This is a genomic window from Christiangramia fulva, from assembly GCF_003024155.1.
In the GTDB taxonomy this organism is placed as follows: domain Bacteria; phylum Bacteroidota; class Bacteroidia; order Flavobacteriales; family Flavobacteriaceae; genus Christiangramia; species Christiangramia fulva.
Genome location: NZ_CP028136.1, coordinates 1669294 through 1685357, shown reverse-complemented (window position 1 = coordinate 1685357; position 16064 = coordinate 1669294). Strand labels below are relative to the sequence as shown.

Sequence of the window (16064 nt, the reverse complement as noted above, 5' to 3'; positions counted from 1 at the left end):
CGTCGCTTCGATACGACCGCTCGCCGCGGTCACTCAGCGACCGTTTTTATGGAACCGAGTGATTTTCGATAAAATTGATCGGGGGTGGCTGAGTGATTTTCGGAAGAAAATCGTATCGAAACCACAGGAATTAAATTTTCCAAATTCATCATTATGATAAAAGGATATATGTACATAGTTAAATGCAGTGATGGTTCTTACTATACCGGAAGTACAAAAGATTTGGAAAAAAGATTGATTCAACACAACAACGGAACAGGTGCCAAATACACCGCCCGAAGATTACCAGTTGAAATATGCTATTATGAAGAATATTCACGTATAGATGAGGCTTTCTACCGCGAAAAACAGATACAGGGCTGGAGCAGAAAGAAAAAAGAGGCCCTTATGAGAGGAGAAAATGAACTCCTTCCTGAACTTGCTAAAAAGATTTTCGTGAAACGGAATGAATAAAAAAAGTGTCGCTTCGATACGCCCGCTTAACGCGGTCACTCAGCGACCGTTCTTATGGAACAGAGTGATTTTCCGAAGAAAATCGTATCGAAGCCACAGAAAAATAAATAAAATACTCAGAAATTTTAAGAATCTAACCAATCTTCAATAGCGCTTTATTAAGAAACTTTATAAAAACCTTTTTATAATTCAAACCCAATTATATTTTCTAATTTATACTTTTGAAAATAAAGAAAATAACAGGCATAAAATAATCCTGTCTCTTTAGAATTAGAATTTAGCAGCTTTAATCTGGAAATGGCACATAAGCATTCACATACACCTTCTACACATGGGAAAGCCTTTGCGATAGGAATCACTTTGAATATCGCTTATGTAATTGTAGAAGTATTCTATGGACTATCTATCAACTCCTCGGCTCTACTTGCAGATGCAGGGCATAATACCAGTGATGTTTTAAGCCTCGTTCTGGCCTGGGCAGCGACTTGGGCTGCGCAAAAAAGGCCTTCAGGCGATTATACCTACGGCTATAGAAAAACAACCATTATGGCTTCGGTGATCAACGGAGCTCTTATTATTGCCGCGGGAGGTATCATAACTTATGATGCAATTTTAAAATTACAGAACCCTGTTGAAATACCGGGTAATATTATAATGATCGTGGCCGGCATAGGGGTCGTTATTAACACCCTTACAGCTTTGCTCTTTATGAAAGGCCAAAAAGGCGATCTCAATATCAAAGGAGCTTTTCTTCATATGGCTGCAGATGCAGGTGTCTCTTTAGGAGTTGTTATTGGCGGACTGGTGATCAAGCTCACCGGAATTACCTGGATAGATCCTGTTTTGAGTTTCGTAATTGTGGCCGTAATCGTCTACAGTGCCTGGGGTTTATTACGTGATTCCGTCAAACTTGCACTCGATGCCGTCCCACAGGAAATAGATATACAGGAAGTAAACAATTATTTAAAATCTATCAATGGTGTTGAAGGTGTTCATGATTTGCATATCTGGGCGATGAGCACCACTGAAACCGCATTAACGGCGCACCTTATAGTACCGGGAGGACAGGATGACAATTTTCTCTATAAGATACGTGAAGAACTTCACGAAAAATTCGAAATTACTCATACCACCCTTCAGATAGAAAATGATTTTGGTGATGATGCCTATTGCGGAAATAAAAAGCTGTCAGAAGTCTGATAGACTTTTTCTAAGGAAGTGCAAAAGTGACATATTCATCACCTGAAGGGCTTCCTATTTTTCCTCCTCCACAGGCGATGACGAGATATTCTTTCCCTTCAATGGTATAGACCGCTGGAGTTGCATACCCGGGAACTGGGAGTTTCGCCTCCCATAATACCTCTCCATTATTTTTATCAAAAGCCCTGATCTTTGAATCTTTTGTAGCCGCGATAAAAACAAGTCCACCTTTGGTCACCACGGGGCCTCCATAGTTTTCGGTACCGGTAACCGGAATTCCATTTTTAGTGAGTTCAGGATATTCGCCTAAAGGAACCTTCCATAGGAGCTTACCCGAATTGAGATCTATGGCATTTAAAGTACCCCATGGAGGTTTGATACCGGGATATCCATTTTTATCAAGGAAGCGATTATATCCCGTCATCATATAAGGCACCTCATCAATAATAGAATTTTTCCCGGATTTTCCTACAGGTTCTTTGATAGTTTCATCTTTAAGATCCAGCAAGTAGTTCAAAAGTGCCTTTTCTTCATCTTCTTTCAGCGTTCCAAAAGCGGGCATCATATTTCTGCCATTTTCAATAATAGCAAGTATATGTTCTTTTTCATATTTCTTATTCAGATTGGTCAAAGGCGGGTAAGAAGTACCATTTCCCCTGCGATCATTACCATGGCACGACATACAATATTTATCATACACACCTTTGCCCTTTTTTTTCAGACTTTTTGGACTTGGATCTTCTTTGGGAATATCGATCATGGTCAATGACCATGGCAATTCGCTGCAGTTTACATACATTATTTGAGTTTCAGGATCTACGGCAGCACCTCCCCATTCACCTCCGCCGTCAAAGCCCGGGAAGATCCAGGCTCCTTCTTTTGAGGGAGGCGTAAACATTTTTTTATACCTGATACTATCATATTTTTGAAGAAGGTTTTGATGGGTTTCTACATCAAGATCAGAAACATCCCCCCTGTCGAAAAGCTGTCTTGCAAAAGCTTCGGGTAAAGTTGGAATTGGTTGGGTTGGCCATGGTTTTTCTCCCGGTAAATGCAGCTGAGGAACCGCTTTTTCCTCTATAGGAAAAACCGGCTCTCCGGTTACGCGGTCAAAAACGAAAATATAGCCATGCTTCGTGATCTGAGCCACCGCGTCTATTTTTTTTCCGTCTTTATGTAAAGTCACCAGATTTGGATTTGCCGGAAGATCACGGTCCCAGAGATCATGATGCACAATTTGATAATGCCATAGATATTTTCCGGTCGCCGCGTCCAGGGCGATGAGTGAATTGGCGAAAAGATTGGTTCCCTCCCTGATTCCGCCATAAAAATCACCCGATACCGAGCCTGTGGGAACATATACGATTCCTCTTTCCCTGTCTAATGACATTCCCGCCCAGCAATTGGCACCGCCCAGTTTTTCCCAGGCGTCCTTATCGGGCCATGAATCATACCCCTCTTCCCCGGGATGAGGAATGGTATGAAAGATCCATTCCAGTTTTCCTGTTTTGGTATTGTATGCCCTGATATGGCCCGGAGCGGCATCAGCCGATTCTGCCACCCGCATGCTCACAATGAGCAAATCTTTATAAAGAACTCCCGGTGTGGTTTCAGCGATGAAAGAATTGAAATCATCTTCCTCCCTATCCAGGTTCTGGGAAAGGTCAATAGTTCCCCCATTCCCAAAATCTGTCAATACTTTACCGTTTTCAGCATTTATAGCATAGATCTTTTTACCCACGGCATGAAAAATAATATCGGGGCCGGCTTCTTCTCTTTTATAAACCAGGCCACGGCTCACCTTGAAAAAAGCCATGGGATCAGACTGACCAATTGTATCAAAAACTGCCGGATCGAATATCCATTTTTTTGTTCCCGTGGCGGCATCAAGGGCAAAGAGTTTCAATCTTGGAGAAATGCCATACAAAACACCATCAACAATAACAGGATTGGTTTGGATCTGCGAGCGGTTATCTTCATCCTTATCAGCTGTGCTAAACCTCCAAACCTCTTTAAGATCTGCCACATTTTCCTTATTGATCTCAGCTGCGGAAGAATATCGCATGCCCGATACGGTTCCTGCATAAGCTTCCCAACCAGAAAAATCTTCCGTTCCCTCAGAATCGTTTTCATCTGAACAGGAATAAAAACTCATCGAAAAGCAAAAAGCTGAAAATAGAAGGTATAATCTCGAAAATCTTGACCATTCAGAATATGGAAGCATAAGAATATAATTGATAAGGAAACCTAAAGATAAAAAGTTTTAGATTTTGACCATATAAGATATGATTCTCTCAATCAAAAAGTTAAAGTTTCTATATAATGGAATGTCTTCACAGCCTCTTTTTTTAATTTATCAAAAAAGATAACTATGAAAAAAGAAATAAAAGTTGAGGATCAAAACCTTAATGCCGATAAACCTTCGCAATTTTCTGGAGAAGCCTGGAAAAGTATAGGAAAAAGGGTGATCGATCAAATTAAAAAGGATCATGTGCAGATCACCGCTGCAGGTGTCGCTTTTTACTTTTTTCTTGCTTTGTTTCCAACTATCGTCGCCGCAATTTCATTGTATAGCCTCATCCAGGATCCCGCGCAAATATCCCAGGATATGGCGCAACTACAAGGTTTTTTACCACCAAAGACTTACAGCATTTTCGAAAGCATCATAGATCCTGTTCTAAAAGAATCTTCCAGCACGCTGGGATGGAGCTTTGCCTTAAGTATCCTTTTCAGTTTATGGAGTGCCAATAAGGGAACATCAGCTATTTTTGAAGGTCTCAATATCTCCTATAACGAGTTGGATGAAAGAGGTTTCATCAAGAAAAAGCTCCTTAGCCTGGGATTTACGCTCGGCGGAATAATAGTAGGTATTTTAAGTCTTATTGCTGTAATAGCATTTCCATCACTCATAGACCGACTGGGGTTATCCGGCACAATAACCGGTATCCTTAGTTTTAGCAGATGGATTTTAATGGCGGTGATCCTCATTTTTAGTTTAGGATTTTTATACCAAATCGCTCCAGCCAGGGGAAAACCGCAATTTAAATGGGTAAGTTGGGGAGCTGGAATAGCTACGGTACTTTGGCTTCTGGCATCGATACTTTTTTCGTGGTACGTAAGTAATTTCGGAAGTTACTCCAATACTTATGGAAGTTTTGCCGCGGTGATCATACTTCTTTTATGGCTTTTTCTTACCGCTTTTATCATTCTTATTGGTGCCGAAATCAATGCCGAAATGGAGCATCAAACCCCCAAAGACACCACTACCGGTGAACCGAAACCTATGGGAGAAAGAGGCGCCTGGCATGCCGATCATGTGGCAGACAACGAAGAAAAAGATGAGAAAACAACCTGATTTTTAGTTCAAACCTATTGCTTCAAAATTCTATTTTTTATCCATCGCTTCAATTCCTTTCCAGTCATCACCTATTTCCTGGGTGATGAGATGGGCAGCCCTGTTAAGAAATAGCTTGGCCGTATGATCATTTTTATTCTGTTTTACGACCTTCTGGAAAGTCACTGCAGCCATGGCAAATTCCTTTTTAAAATATAATTCCATTCCCTGCTGGAATACTCTTGAGGAATCGAGTTTATGCTTGTAGAGTGATTTATGATCGCCGTTGATACATTCATAGAGATCGATGGGTTTTTGTTTCCCCTGGACTTTCACCGGCCCAAGATATCTAAAGTCAAATTCCCCCGGGTTACTCAAATTCTCCATACACATATCTGTAAGCAAAATTGAAGTGCCATAATATTTCGAAAGACCTTCAATTCGTGCTGCGGTATTTACGGTATCACTTATAATGGCGGCATCCATACGCTCGACATCACCGGTAATTCCCATAATTAATTTCCCGTTCTGCATCCCGATTCCAATTTTTACTTCAGGCCTGTTTTTCGCTTCTCTTTGGACGTTATATTCTTTAAGTGCCTCGTGCATCTCAACTGAAGCCCTTAGAGCATGTTGAGAACCATTTGGAAAAAGAGCCATGAATCCATCTCCCAGATATTGCATAATAAAACCTTCATTTTTTCTTACTATGGGACCCATTCTTTTGTTAAAAGAATTTATAAAGAAGAAATTTTCAGTGGGTGTCATATTTTCTGAAATTCCGGTAAATCCCCTGATGTCGGTAAATAAAACGGTAACTTCACGTTCTACCTGATCCCCAAGAGAGACTTCAGTTAATTTATTTTTACCCAGTGATTTAATAAATTCAACCGGAACGAATTTTTGAGTAGCTTTATGTACGGTCATAATTGCCTCCTCCCGGTCTCTCGCTTCCTTTAATCCTTTTTGGTATAATTGAGCGCTTTCTACCGCGGCCGCAGATTGTAATGCAATAGTTGTAAGCAATTTCAATTCTGCTGCGGTAAATTCCTTTTCATGCTCATTCCCAAGAACAATGAGGCCCAGGGTACGGTCTTTAACTCTTAATGGCGCATACATCACCGATTTCAAATGGGATATCGCCGGGTTTTTTTTTATTCGTTCTTGAGGAACAATAAATGCTGTTCCTTTTTTTATCAACTCTTTAAGCAGAATATCCTGTTTATCTATTTGCCTTTTTTTATTGGGATTATGCCCAACGGATGCCAGTTCATGAACTTTATCTTCAGAAGAATCGAACATCAGGAAAAGTCCGTGGGAAGCATGGATAATTTGAGTGGCTTCTTTAAGAGCAGATCTGGCAATAGAAACATCATCAATTTTCTGGGAAATAATTTCACTGAAATTATAGATCATATTTATCTCCCTGTACAAACCTAAAACTTCAGTGCCAATTTTTTTCTTCTCTATTTCCTTTTTCATTAAGGTCATGATACATTCTGCAATAAACTCATGACTTTCTGAATTAGAACAAAGTGTTCCGTAAGAAATATCGTTTTCTTTTAAAGGAAAAGTTTGTGAAAAATTAATGTCCTTTCCATATAAAATATCATTTTGGGCGTCTTTTATGCAAAATTCCGCATCAGATAAATTATTTATAATAGACTGCACCAGGGGCTCTTTTTTAATGAGCCTTTTAAGCATTCTCGAAAGCGCTATTTCATCAAAATTCTCTGACATTTCAAACCTTCAGTATTTCTGTAGCTATGTCAAGCATTTCATCAGGATCGAAAGGTTTGGTCATATAACGGTCTGCACCCATTTCCATTCCCTGCTGCCGGTCAATTTCCTGCCCCTTTGCCGTTAAAAGAATAATATATACTTCATTTAGCCCAAGTTCTTTTTTTACTTTCTGGCATACCTGCATCCCATTCATTTTAGGCATCATTACGTCTAAAAATACCAAATGCGGTTTTTCACGCTGGATCATTTCCAAAGCCTGTTCCCCATTTTCAGCAAACAGCAATTCTACTCCTTCATCTTCTAGATCTTCCAGTGTTTGTTCAATGAGCATACGAATATGGGATTCATCATCAACAATCAATAATTTGCGATTTTTCATAGATTCTGTGTAAGATTTTTTCGGATTATTTATAAATGAAAAACATCACATTTTCCATCCCTTTTTGGAGCTTGAGATCTTTGAGGACTTTTTGATCTCCATTGCTCACCGAATTCAACATAATTATATCTGGACGTGATTTGGTAGCTGTTTCGAATAAATCTTTCGAGTTGCTTTCCACCACTTTATAACCCCTGGCACTCAAAACCTCAGAAAGCGTTTTAACAGCTGAAAAATCTTCATCTACCACCAGCACTTTCTTCTTGGAAACTCCCTGCTCCAGCAAAACGTCCACCTCGTGGAAAAGCTCTTCGGTATTGATAGGCTTAGTAAGATACCGATCCACGCCAATTCTCAAACCACGCTCTTTATCTTTTACGATAGAAAGAATGATGATAGGAATATCCATGGTTGACGGATCGTTTTTAAGCACAGCCGCGACATCAAAACCATTGATCTCAGGCATCATGACATCCAGAATGATCAAATCTGGTTTGGAATTTCTTACCATTTCCAGGGCTTCCTTGCCATTTTCAGCTTCCTTTACCCTGTAACCAGCTTCACTGAGTTCCTGCCTGAGCAGGGACCGAATGGGAGTGGCATCATCAACTACCAATATGGTGGGCTCACTTATTACATTAGCCTTTTGAGAGGAATGCTTTATTTGTTTTTTTAAGCTTTTCAGAATTCGATCCAGCTCTAATGGCTGTTGGGGGACTCCTTCTCCCAGCACTGGAATTGAAAAGAAGAAAGTGCTGCCTACACCAAGCTCACTTTTCATCCAGATTATGCCTCCATGATGTTCAATAATTTCACGGCAAATTGGCAAACCTAAACCTGTACCTTTTGGTTTATCGGTCAAAGTATCCCCTGCCTGCCTGAATTTCTCAAATACCTTATGACGGTCTTCTTCGGCTATGCCAATCCCGGTATCCTGAACCTCAACGATAATCTGATCTTTCTCTAAATATGCTTCGATCTGTACTTTACCTTTATCGGTGAATTTTACAGCGTTGGACAATAGATTGATAACAACCTGGATGAGTTTATCTTCATCCCCATTGACCATAGGCAGATCTTTAGGAATATTTTTCTTAAGGCTTACCTTTTTATTTTCAAACAGTGATTTTGTACTGGCGATGGCCCGGCCTATGGCGTCCTGCATCAATACAGGTTTCATATTCCATTCCATACGGCCCGATTCTATTTTTGCCAGATCCAGCACATCATTGATCAGGGTGGTGAGCCTTTCTCCTTCTGAAACCACCACATCAAGATTCTCACTTACCTGCTTCATTGTTTTCTTGATCTTCTGGTCGTCAATATTTACAGCCGGGAATATTTTATCTTCTAAACGTTTTCTGATGATTTTTGCAAATCCGAGAACAGAGGTCAGCGGAGTTCGCAATTCGTGACTAACGGTGGAAAGGAAAGCGCTTTTCGCTTCATTGGCCTCTTCTGCTCTAATTTTGGCTTCTCTAGCCTGTTCAAACAATTCGGCGTTATGCAGCGCTACCCCAACATTTATTGCAATGGTATTGAGTAGCCGCTTGTCTTCCTCGTTGAACCTGCTTTCCTGCTGGGTGCTCTGGACGCTTATCGCACCAATGATCTTATCTTCCACGGGAATGGGAACGCCCAGGTAAGAAACCGCTCTTTTCCCAGATTCTTTTATTCCCATTTTATCAAATTCGGCTACTATATCGGTATCCCTGTTGATCAATAATGGTTCTCCCGTAGTAATTATTTTGGAGGTAAGACCATTTCCTATTTTTTGTGGTTTTATATTATCCCCATCCTGATAGGGGAAATTGATGATATTGTTCTCACGATCGAGCAAAGCCAGGTAGGTGATATCTGAATTGAACAATTTCTTCATTTCATCTCCTACCAGTTGAATGAGTTCGTTTAATTTTAATTTTTCGGTAAGCGCTGTACTTACATGATTGATGGTTGCCAGTTCTCCCAGTCTTTTTTGTACTTCCCGGGTTCGCTCCGCTACTCTTTCTTCCAGAACCTTCTGCCTGGTTCGCAACATTCGGGTTCTACGGTGAACTATAAGGTAGATAATGGCAATAAAGGCAAGTGCGTATAAAATATAGGCCCACCAGGTAAGGTACCAGGGCGATGCAATACTGAAAGGCACTGAAACTTCATCGCTGGTTTTACCTAATGAACTTTTAGCTTTTACCTTAAAAGTATAGTTGCCAGCCGGTAGGTTTAAATACTCCCTGGAAGTCTGTTTAGAGTAATCACTCCATCGGGAGTCAAAACCTTTCAGATAGGTACTGTATTCCACATATTTTTGGCCTTCAAATACCGGAGCCGCATAACTGAAGCTGATGGAATTATTCTTATAATTCATCTGGATTTTTTCAGGCATGCTTCCCGCCCCGGCATAAAGCAGGGAATCCCCGGCAATATTTATATTTCTAATTTGAAGATCAAAATCGGGCACTTGAGGATTACCTAACTTTCCTTCGTAACGAATAAGACCTTCTGCCGTTGCAAACCATACCTCTTGAGTACCATCGGCTTGAACGGGACCGGGAAAAATATCATTTATCGCTACATTTTTAAGCTGTTTAAAAGTGGAGGCATTAATTTGGACCGAATCTCCTTCTTGTTCGGCTACAATTACACCTTCACCCAGGGACGCGAAAACCTTGTTGGTTGAATCTTTAGAAATTACAAAATTCCCTTTGTTTATATCCATCCATTTATTAATAGGGGTATCATATTTTTTAAAAGTATTTGTCATGGGATCAAATCGGAAAGTCTTATTTTCTGAATCAACAAAAATCACCTTATCAAATGGCTTGAAAAAATCAATAGTCTTGTCAGGCAATCCATTAACGGTATCATAGGTGATAATTTGTGAGGCTTCAAGGTCAACCTTACCATCTTTTATTTCAGGAATCAGTTTCGTCAGTTTACCTTTATCATTATTTGTAATCCAAAGATTATCATCCTTATCATTAATTATATTTAGAAAGCTTATTTCAAGAGAAGAAACCTCTTTAAACTGACTGGTTTTTTCATCAAAATTAAAAGCAGCTATTTTGCCTTCCGCCCCTACAAATAAAGTATTGGGATTTTTTTCAGAAGGTAAAATGAAATTTGCGCGAAAATCATAATTCTCACTTTTTCTTACATATTCGAAACTATTCCCTTTAATTTCCAGTAAACCTTCTGTAGAAGCAACATACAGTCGACCTTTCACCTTTTTAATGGTAAAAGTTTGTCCCGTCGTACCTACAATATGGCTAAATTTTTCTTGCCCCTGTTTTCGATAATATATTCCATTCTGGTTAGTTGCCAGATAAAGAAAATCCTCTTTTTTTTGAACCTGAGTAATAGCATCGGCAGGAATTCCCTTCTCAGAACCAAGATAAGTATATGGCGATTGTAAATTTAACATTGAAATCCCGCCATAACTCAGCAACCATAAAATATTACGTGAGTCTACATATACAAAATATAAACCTTCGTTTTTTAAACCCGTTGCTTTAGTATATTCCTGAAGAAGGCGCCCCTTATGATCCATTAAATATGCACCCTGGAAAGTATTTATAATAAAGTTGCCGTTCTGAAGTGCTACTCCGGGGGAATAAATAACTCCTTGAATAAATTTATCAACCTCGGTTTTAAAAGGCCTGATCGTTTTACCATCATAGAGAAAAAAACCTTTATCCCTTGTTCCTAATAAAACCTTATGATCATCATAGGGTAGCATTTCATAAATACGCTCCTCTGCAAATTGTTCGCCGCCGGGAACCAGTTCAAATTTGCCGTCTTTTAACACACATAAACCTTTATTCCAGATACGGCAATAAAATTTTCCATTTACTACTGCAGAAATATGAAACATATTATCTGATTGCAAAACCTGGATCGATTTTCCATCCCAGACGTAGATATAATTACTGGTAGTAAAATAAATTTTACCCTGAAAGTTATCGATCATCCACACATCCTGAAAATCCCGATACTCTTCGGGAATTTTTTCTTTCAGGGATTGATATTTCAATTCTCCGTATTTATTTGCTTGCAAATAACCAAAGCCTCCAAAACCTCCTACGTAAATGATTCCATCATCACCTTTCGCCAGGCTACGACATCCATTACCTGTTTTTATATGCTTCCACTCAATTCCATCATATTCTAATACATCTCTTTCATTTGCAAAAAACATGAGCCCACCGGCACCTTCAACTGCCCACCAGTTAGCGGGGGATCCATTATACTCCTGGTAATCGTAATTGGTGATCTCAGGCCGCCCAACTTGCTGCTGGGCCATAAGAACCTTGGGAAAAAAGATTAGAAAAAAAGTACAGCACACAAATAGATGCCTGCACAAGGTGCGGAGGTAATTTTTCATTATGTTGAGTTAGTTAGCAGCTATAAATGCATAGAGAGGGGCTTCTAAATTTACAATAAAAAGTAATACGCAAACATTAATCTGCTAACGATGAGCAAACTAATATTTAATTTTTATTCTCTTTGCCGCTTTTCAGCGGATACAAAATATCTTAGTCTGAAGACGTTTCAGAATAATTCTTTCTCCTCGAGACCGTAAAACTTCCCGTAAAGGCCCAGCCAATTCCAAATGCAGCCATGATCCAGCTCACAAACTGGTAATCTGTCCTTTCTGTAAAATAGGCAATGCCCAGGCCCACAATGATGGTAATAATACCAATAAGTTGAATTTTGTTCATAGTAGTAGGTTTAATTTATTTATTGGATTTAGATTCAGGAATTTAAGGAATACCGGCTCATTCAGCCACAGGAAAAGTCGTGGCCTTTCCATTAAGTGGAGACGCGGCACAATGATTTCAGTAAATTTTTGGGGTGAAAAAATCAGGTTCTGCGCTTTTTGAAATGCAGAATCAATAAAAAAGAGATTGAACAACAGTTTTTCCATTTTAAGCCTTACTTAGGCAAATGTTTACGGCAAATTGCGTGGTAGGGTTTGCGGTATTGCAAACGTAAACTGTTTAATTTCAGACACTAAAATACTATTTTTTTTAATTTGACGTATTTATCGCTGATATTTTTTTATTTCATGAAACCAAATATGTGCTTTCCCACAAAAAATTTCGGCATATGGAGAAAATAGTTTAATTTTATCCATACCCGATTGATTTACAATTCGGTACAACTTCCCTACGAAATTAACCAAACCAACAAAATTATGTTCACAAAATTCAAACTTCTTATTTTAGCCGCTACCCTAATATTCGCTTATGGCAGCACCTCTAACGTACCTACAACCCATATTATCACTCTTAATGTAGATACGGGAAAAATCACCAGCACCAATACCGATGAAACGGCTAATTTTGGTCAGGAACAAGACGTGGCTAACCGTGATTTTACGACGATCGTAAAAAATGGCGATATCGTTCTTTGGAAAGGTGTCTCAAGCAGTTCTCCTGATAATGACCAGGTTCTAATTGAAGCTATTAATTATGAAGGAGGCACTAACGTTTTTGGACAAAATACCTTAAAAGACACCAGGCAAAATCCGGGTATAGTCGTGGGAACTGTCACTGAGGGCGAAAACGGAGATCGCGAGAAATATACCATTTCCTTCAAAGTGTTGAACAATGGAGTTAAAAGAGGTGGCACTTATCTTATTGACCCCCAGATCATGGTGAAACTGGAATTATAGTTTCTGAAGTATCTTATTAAGAAGCTCCATTTATATTTTCAAATGCGACCAGGTTTAGCAAAACTTATAATGTTTTTTTTGATCTTTTGCGGAGTAAACCTTTATTCCCAGGATCAGGTGACGGCCGATAGCCTGGAAATGGTATATTCAAAAACTAATTTACCTGCAGCCGAAAAGCTTAAAGTTCTATATTATATCGCTTCTAATGAAACGGATCCCTCCACGAAATTAAGGTACAGCCAGGAACTCATCAAATTGTCAAAAGAAACGGACTCTTTAAAATACCTTGGCTATGGAATATATGAACGGGGTAATGCCTACAAATTAAGAGGCGATTTCGGTGAGGCTCTGCAGAATTATTTTGATATGGCGAAAATAGCCAATAGCCTTGACAGCAAAAGGTTTCTGGCCGTTGCCAACCTCTCTGTCGCCGATGTATATTCGAAAATGTCTAATTTGGAACAGGCCGTAAAATACTATGATGAAAGTATAAAGACCTTCCGCGAATTAAGTGATACTTCCCGTACTGCCTCGGCTCTTTTTAACCTTGGGGATGCCTACCTGAAAAATGACAATCCCAATAAAGCTTTCCAGTATTTCCAGGAATCCCAGAAATTATTTAAGAGTATTAATGATACTATGGGCGTTGCCTATAATAAAGGCAGCATAGGCGTGATTTACGCTATTCGGGGAGAAAATGAGAAAGCCGAAGAAAACATCCATCAGGCCGTTGAAACTCTTGAGAAACTGGAATTATTTGATGCCATTTCGGAATATCTTTCTGATATGTCTGATGTTTACGAAAATAAAGGAGATGAGCAAAAAGCAACCGATTTCGCCTTAATGAGCCTCGACATCGCCAAAACCTATGGTTTCAAGGACCAGATAAGCAAGGCTGATCTTCAGCTTTCCAGACTTTATGAAAATGCCGGAGATATTCCGTCTTCTTATCAATTTTATAAAGATCATATTCATTATCGCGATAGTGTAAGCAATGTGGCCATGGTCCAGGAAATGGAGGGCTTAAGAGCCGATTACGAGATCGCACAGAAACAAATGGAAGTGAATCTTCTTAATGAAAAGCAAAAAAGTCAGAAAATTGCTGTTTTAGCAGTTAGTACTGCGGGAGTTTTGATCGCCCTGCTTGCTTTTGGACTTTACCGCAGGAACCGCTTTATCAAAAGGACCAATGTCATTATCGAAGAAGAAAAAAATCGATCCAACAATCTTCTTTTGAATATCCTTCCGGAAGAAACAGCCTCTGAACTTAAGGAAAATGGCCATGTTAGGGCTAAGAAATTTGAAAATGTAAGCATCCTTTTTGCCGATTTTCAGAAATTTACACATTACGCTGAAAAACTCTCTCCGGAAAGACTTATCGAGATCGTGGATTACTATTTTTCCGCCTTCGATGAGATCATGGATAAGCATGGGCTTGAAAAGATCAAAACCATTGGAGACCGCTATATGGCCGTTGCCGGGCTTCACTCTGCTGGCGATGAGGACGCTTACAAATTGGTGCTGGCCTCTTTCGATATGCTTGAATTTGTTGAAAATGCCAAGGAAAATCAGCAATTCCCTGATACCCATTTTGATGTTCGAATTGGCATTAATACTGGACCTGTGGTTGCGGGTGTGGTGGGAACAAAAAAATTCGCCTATGATATCTGGGGTGACGCAGTAAATATTGCTTCCCGTATGGAATCAAGCTCGACAGCCGGTAGAATTAATATTTCAGAGCATACCTACGCGCTGGTAAAAGATCGGTTTATTTGTAAATATCGAGGTGAAATTGAGGTAAAAAATCGTGGTTTCCTCAAAATGTATTACGTGAACGGAATTAAACCCAAACAGGCTTCAACCTCGTAAAACCAAATTTTTTCCTATACTGCTTCAATTAATTTTTGGGAATAAAATTGAATATTTTTTATATGTGTTAGATCTAAAGCTATCAATTTCAACAGAATGTATTTTAATCGATTTACACCTCCCGGTTAATTAATTTTGTTTGAACAAGGGAAATAAGAGATACAAGTGTCCAAGCAGCTTCCAGAATAATGAATGGCCAGTACTGCAATAAAACAGAAGCCGTGCAGGCCATTCCCGCACCTACCAAATTCAGAAGAAGGAAGACGGTTTTTTTATTGCTCAGCACACCGGTAAGATTTAAAATATAGGCAAGAAGAATCTGAAAAACTCCAAGTGTACCAATCCAGTCGGTTAAATTCATAAGCTGTGGGTCCTAAAAAAGTTTATAAGATCTCGTTCTTTAAATGCTTTCCCTCCTTAAAATCTTCAATATTAGTAAGAGTGGTTTTTGTGATCTGCTCCATGGCTTCTTTAGTGAAATAGGCCTGATGAGAGGTGATCAAAACGTTTGGAAAACTGATTAGCCTCAAAATAAGGTCATCGGGAATGATACTTTCCGAAAGGTCTTTATAAAAAATTGTTTCCTCCTGCTCGTAAACATCTATTCCCAGGTATCCGACTTTCCTGCTGGAAAGACCTTCGATAATATCGGCAGTATTGATCAGGGCTCCACGGCTGGTGTTGATGATCATAATTCCGTCTTTCATCAGAGATAAAGATCGGGTATTAATGATATGTTTTGTTTCAGGGGTAAGCGGGCAGTGAAGGGAGATAATATCGGCTTCTTTAAATACCTCTTCGAGAGCCTTGTATTCAATTCCGGAACTTTTTAATTCATCCGATTCATATTTGTCATAAGCCATGACCTTACAACCAAAGCCCTTCATAATATTACAAAAAGTAGCGCCTATTTTTCCTGTTCCTATCACTCCCACGGTCTTTCCATGAAGATTAAACCCAATGAGCCTGTTTAAAGAAAAGTTGCCTTCCCGAATTCGGTTATAGGCTTTATGGGTTTTCCTGTTCAGCGTCAGAATAAGGGCCACCGCATGTTCAGCGACTGCTTCAGGGGAGTATGCCGGCACCCGCACTACTTTAATTTGCCTTTCTTTTGCCGCTTTTATATCAACATTATTAAAACCTGCGCATCTCAGGGCAATTAACTTTATTCCATTTTGAGCCAGTACCTGAATGGTATCTTCATCAACCTTATCATTTACAAAAACGCAAACGCCCTCAAAACCTGAAGTTAAATTCGCAGTGTGGTGATTTAAAGCTGTTTCAAAATAGACAAATTCAGTATCTGTATTGGTTTTATATCTCTCAAAATATTCCTGGTCATAAGTTTTGGTACTGAAAACAGCTATTTTCATTGGGTTCTTTTAAGGAAATACAAATTTAGTTTCAAGTTA

At 39.3% G+C, this 16064-nt stretch carries 12 protein-coding genes; 5 read left to right on the top strand and 7 right to left on the bottom strand.

The annotated features are described in order from the left end of the window. The first annotated feature begins 153 nt into the window (after positions 1-153). Positions 154-453 (top strand): GIY-YIG nuclease family protein, encoded by a 300-nt coding sequence (locus C7S20_RS07720; protein WP_107011948.1) that lies wholly within the window; start codon positions 154-156, stop codon positions 451-453. 297 nt (positions 454-750) lie between these two features. After that, a complete protein-coding gene (locus C7S20_RS07715; RefSeq protein WP_107011947.1) occupies positions 751-1653 on the top strand; it encodes a cation diffusion facilitator family transporter in 903 nt (300 codons plus the stop codon). Positions 1654-1663: 10 nt separating this feature from the next. Here the strand turns inward: C7S20_RS07715 and C7S20_RS07710 are convergent, their stop codons facing one another. Then, positions 1664-3877 (bottom strand): outer membrane protein assembly factor BamB family protein, encoded by a 2214-nt coding sequence (locus C7S20_RS07710; RefSeq protein ID WP_227009125.1) that lies wholly within the window; start codon positions 3875-3877, stop codon positions 1664-1666. Positions 3878-4024: 147 nt separating this feature from the next. On the opposite strand from C7S20_RS07710, the gene C7S20_RS07705 reads away from it, so the two are divergent. Next, positions 4025-5008, top strand: coding sequence for a YihY/virulence factor BrkB family protein (locus C7S20_RS07705; protein ID WP_107011945.1), 984 nt, complete (start codon positions 4025-4027; stop codon positions 5006-5008). 30 nt (positions 5009-5038) lie between these two features. On the opposite strand, the gene C7S20_RS07700 is transcribed toward C7S20_RS07705, so the two are convergent. From C7S20_RS07700 to C7S20_RS07685, 4 genes are all read right to left on the bottom strand, one after another. Next, positions 5039-6727 carry an adenylate/guanylate cyclase domain-containing protein gene (locus C7S20_RS07700; protein ID WP_107011944.1) on the bottom strand — a complete coding sequence of 563 codons (1689 nt, stop codon included), beginning with the start codon at positions 6725-6727 and terminating at the stop codon, positions 5039-5041. A 1-nt stretch (position 6728) separates the two neighbouring features. Then, positions 6729-7109 (bottom strand): response regulator transcription factor, encoded by a 381-nt coding sequence (locus C7S20_RS07695; RefSeq protein WP_107011943.1) that lies wholly within the window; start codon positions 7107-7109, stop codon positions 6729-6731. Positions 7110-7134: 25 nt separating this feature from the next. After that, a complete protein-coding gene (locus C7S20_RS07690; RefSeq protein WP_227009124.1) occupies positions 7135-11409 on the bottom strand; it encodes a response regulator in 4275 nt (1424 codons plus the stop codon). 232 nt (positions 11410-11641) lie between these two features. Further along, a complete protein-coding gene (locus C7S20_RS07685; RefSeq protein WP_107011941.1) occupies positions 11642-11827 on the bottom strand; it encodes a hypothetical protein in 186 nt (61 codons plus the stop codon). A gap of 476 nt (positions 11828-12303) precedes the next feature. Between C7S20_RS07685 and C7S20_RS07675 the strand changes: the two genes are divergently transcribed. Then, positions 12304-12783, top strand: coding sequence for a hypothetical protein (locus C7S20_RS07675; RefSeq protein WP_159039897.1), 480 nt, complete (start codon positions 12304-12306; stop codon positions 12781-12783). 69 nt (positions 12784-12852) lie between these two features. Then, a complete protein-coding gene (locus tag C7S20_RS07670) occupies positions 12853-14652 on the top strand; it encodes an adenylate/guanylate cyclase domain-containing protein (protein ID WP_227009123.1) in 1800 nt (599 codons plus the stop codon). Positions 14653-14764: 112 nt separating this feature from the next. Here C7S20_RS07670 and C7S20_RS07665 read toward each other — a convergent pair whose 3' ends face one another. Next, positions 14765-15013, bottom strand: a complete 249-nt coding sequence (locus tag C7S20_RS07665) for a CBU_0592 family membrane protein (protein WP_107011937.1) — start codon at positions 15011-15013, stop codon at positions 14765-14767. A gap of 22 nt (positions 15014-15035) precedes the next feature. Then, on the bottom strand, positions 15036-16025 hold the full coding sequence (locus tag C7S20_RS07660) for a 2-hydroxyacid dehydrogenase (protein ID WP_107011936.1): 990 nt from the start codon (positions 16023-16025) through the stop codon (positions 15036-15038). Positions 16026-16064: the final 39 nt, after the last annotated feature.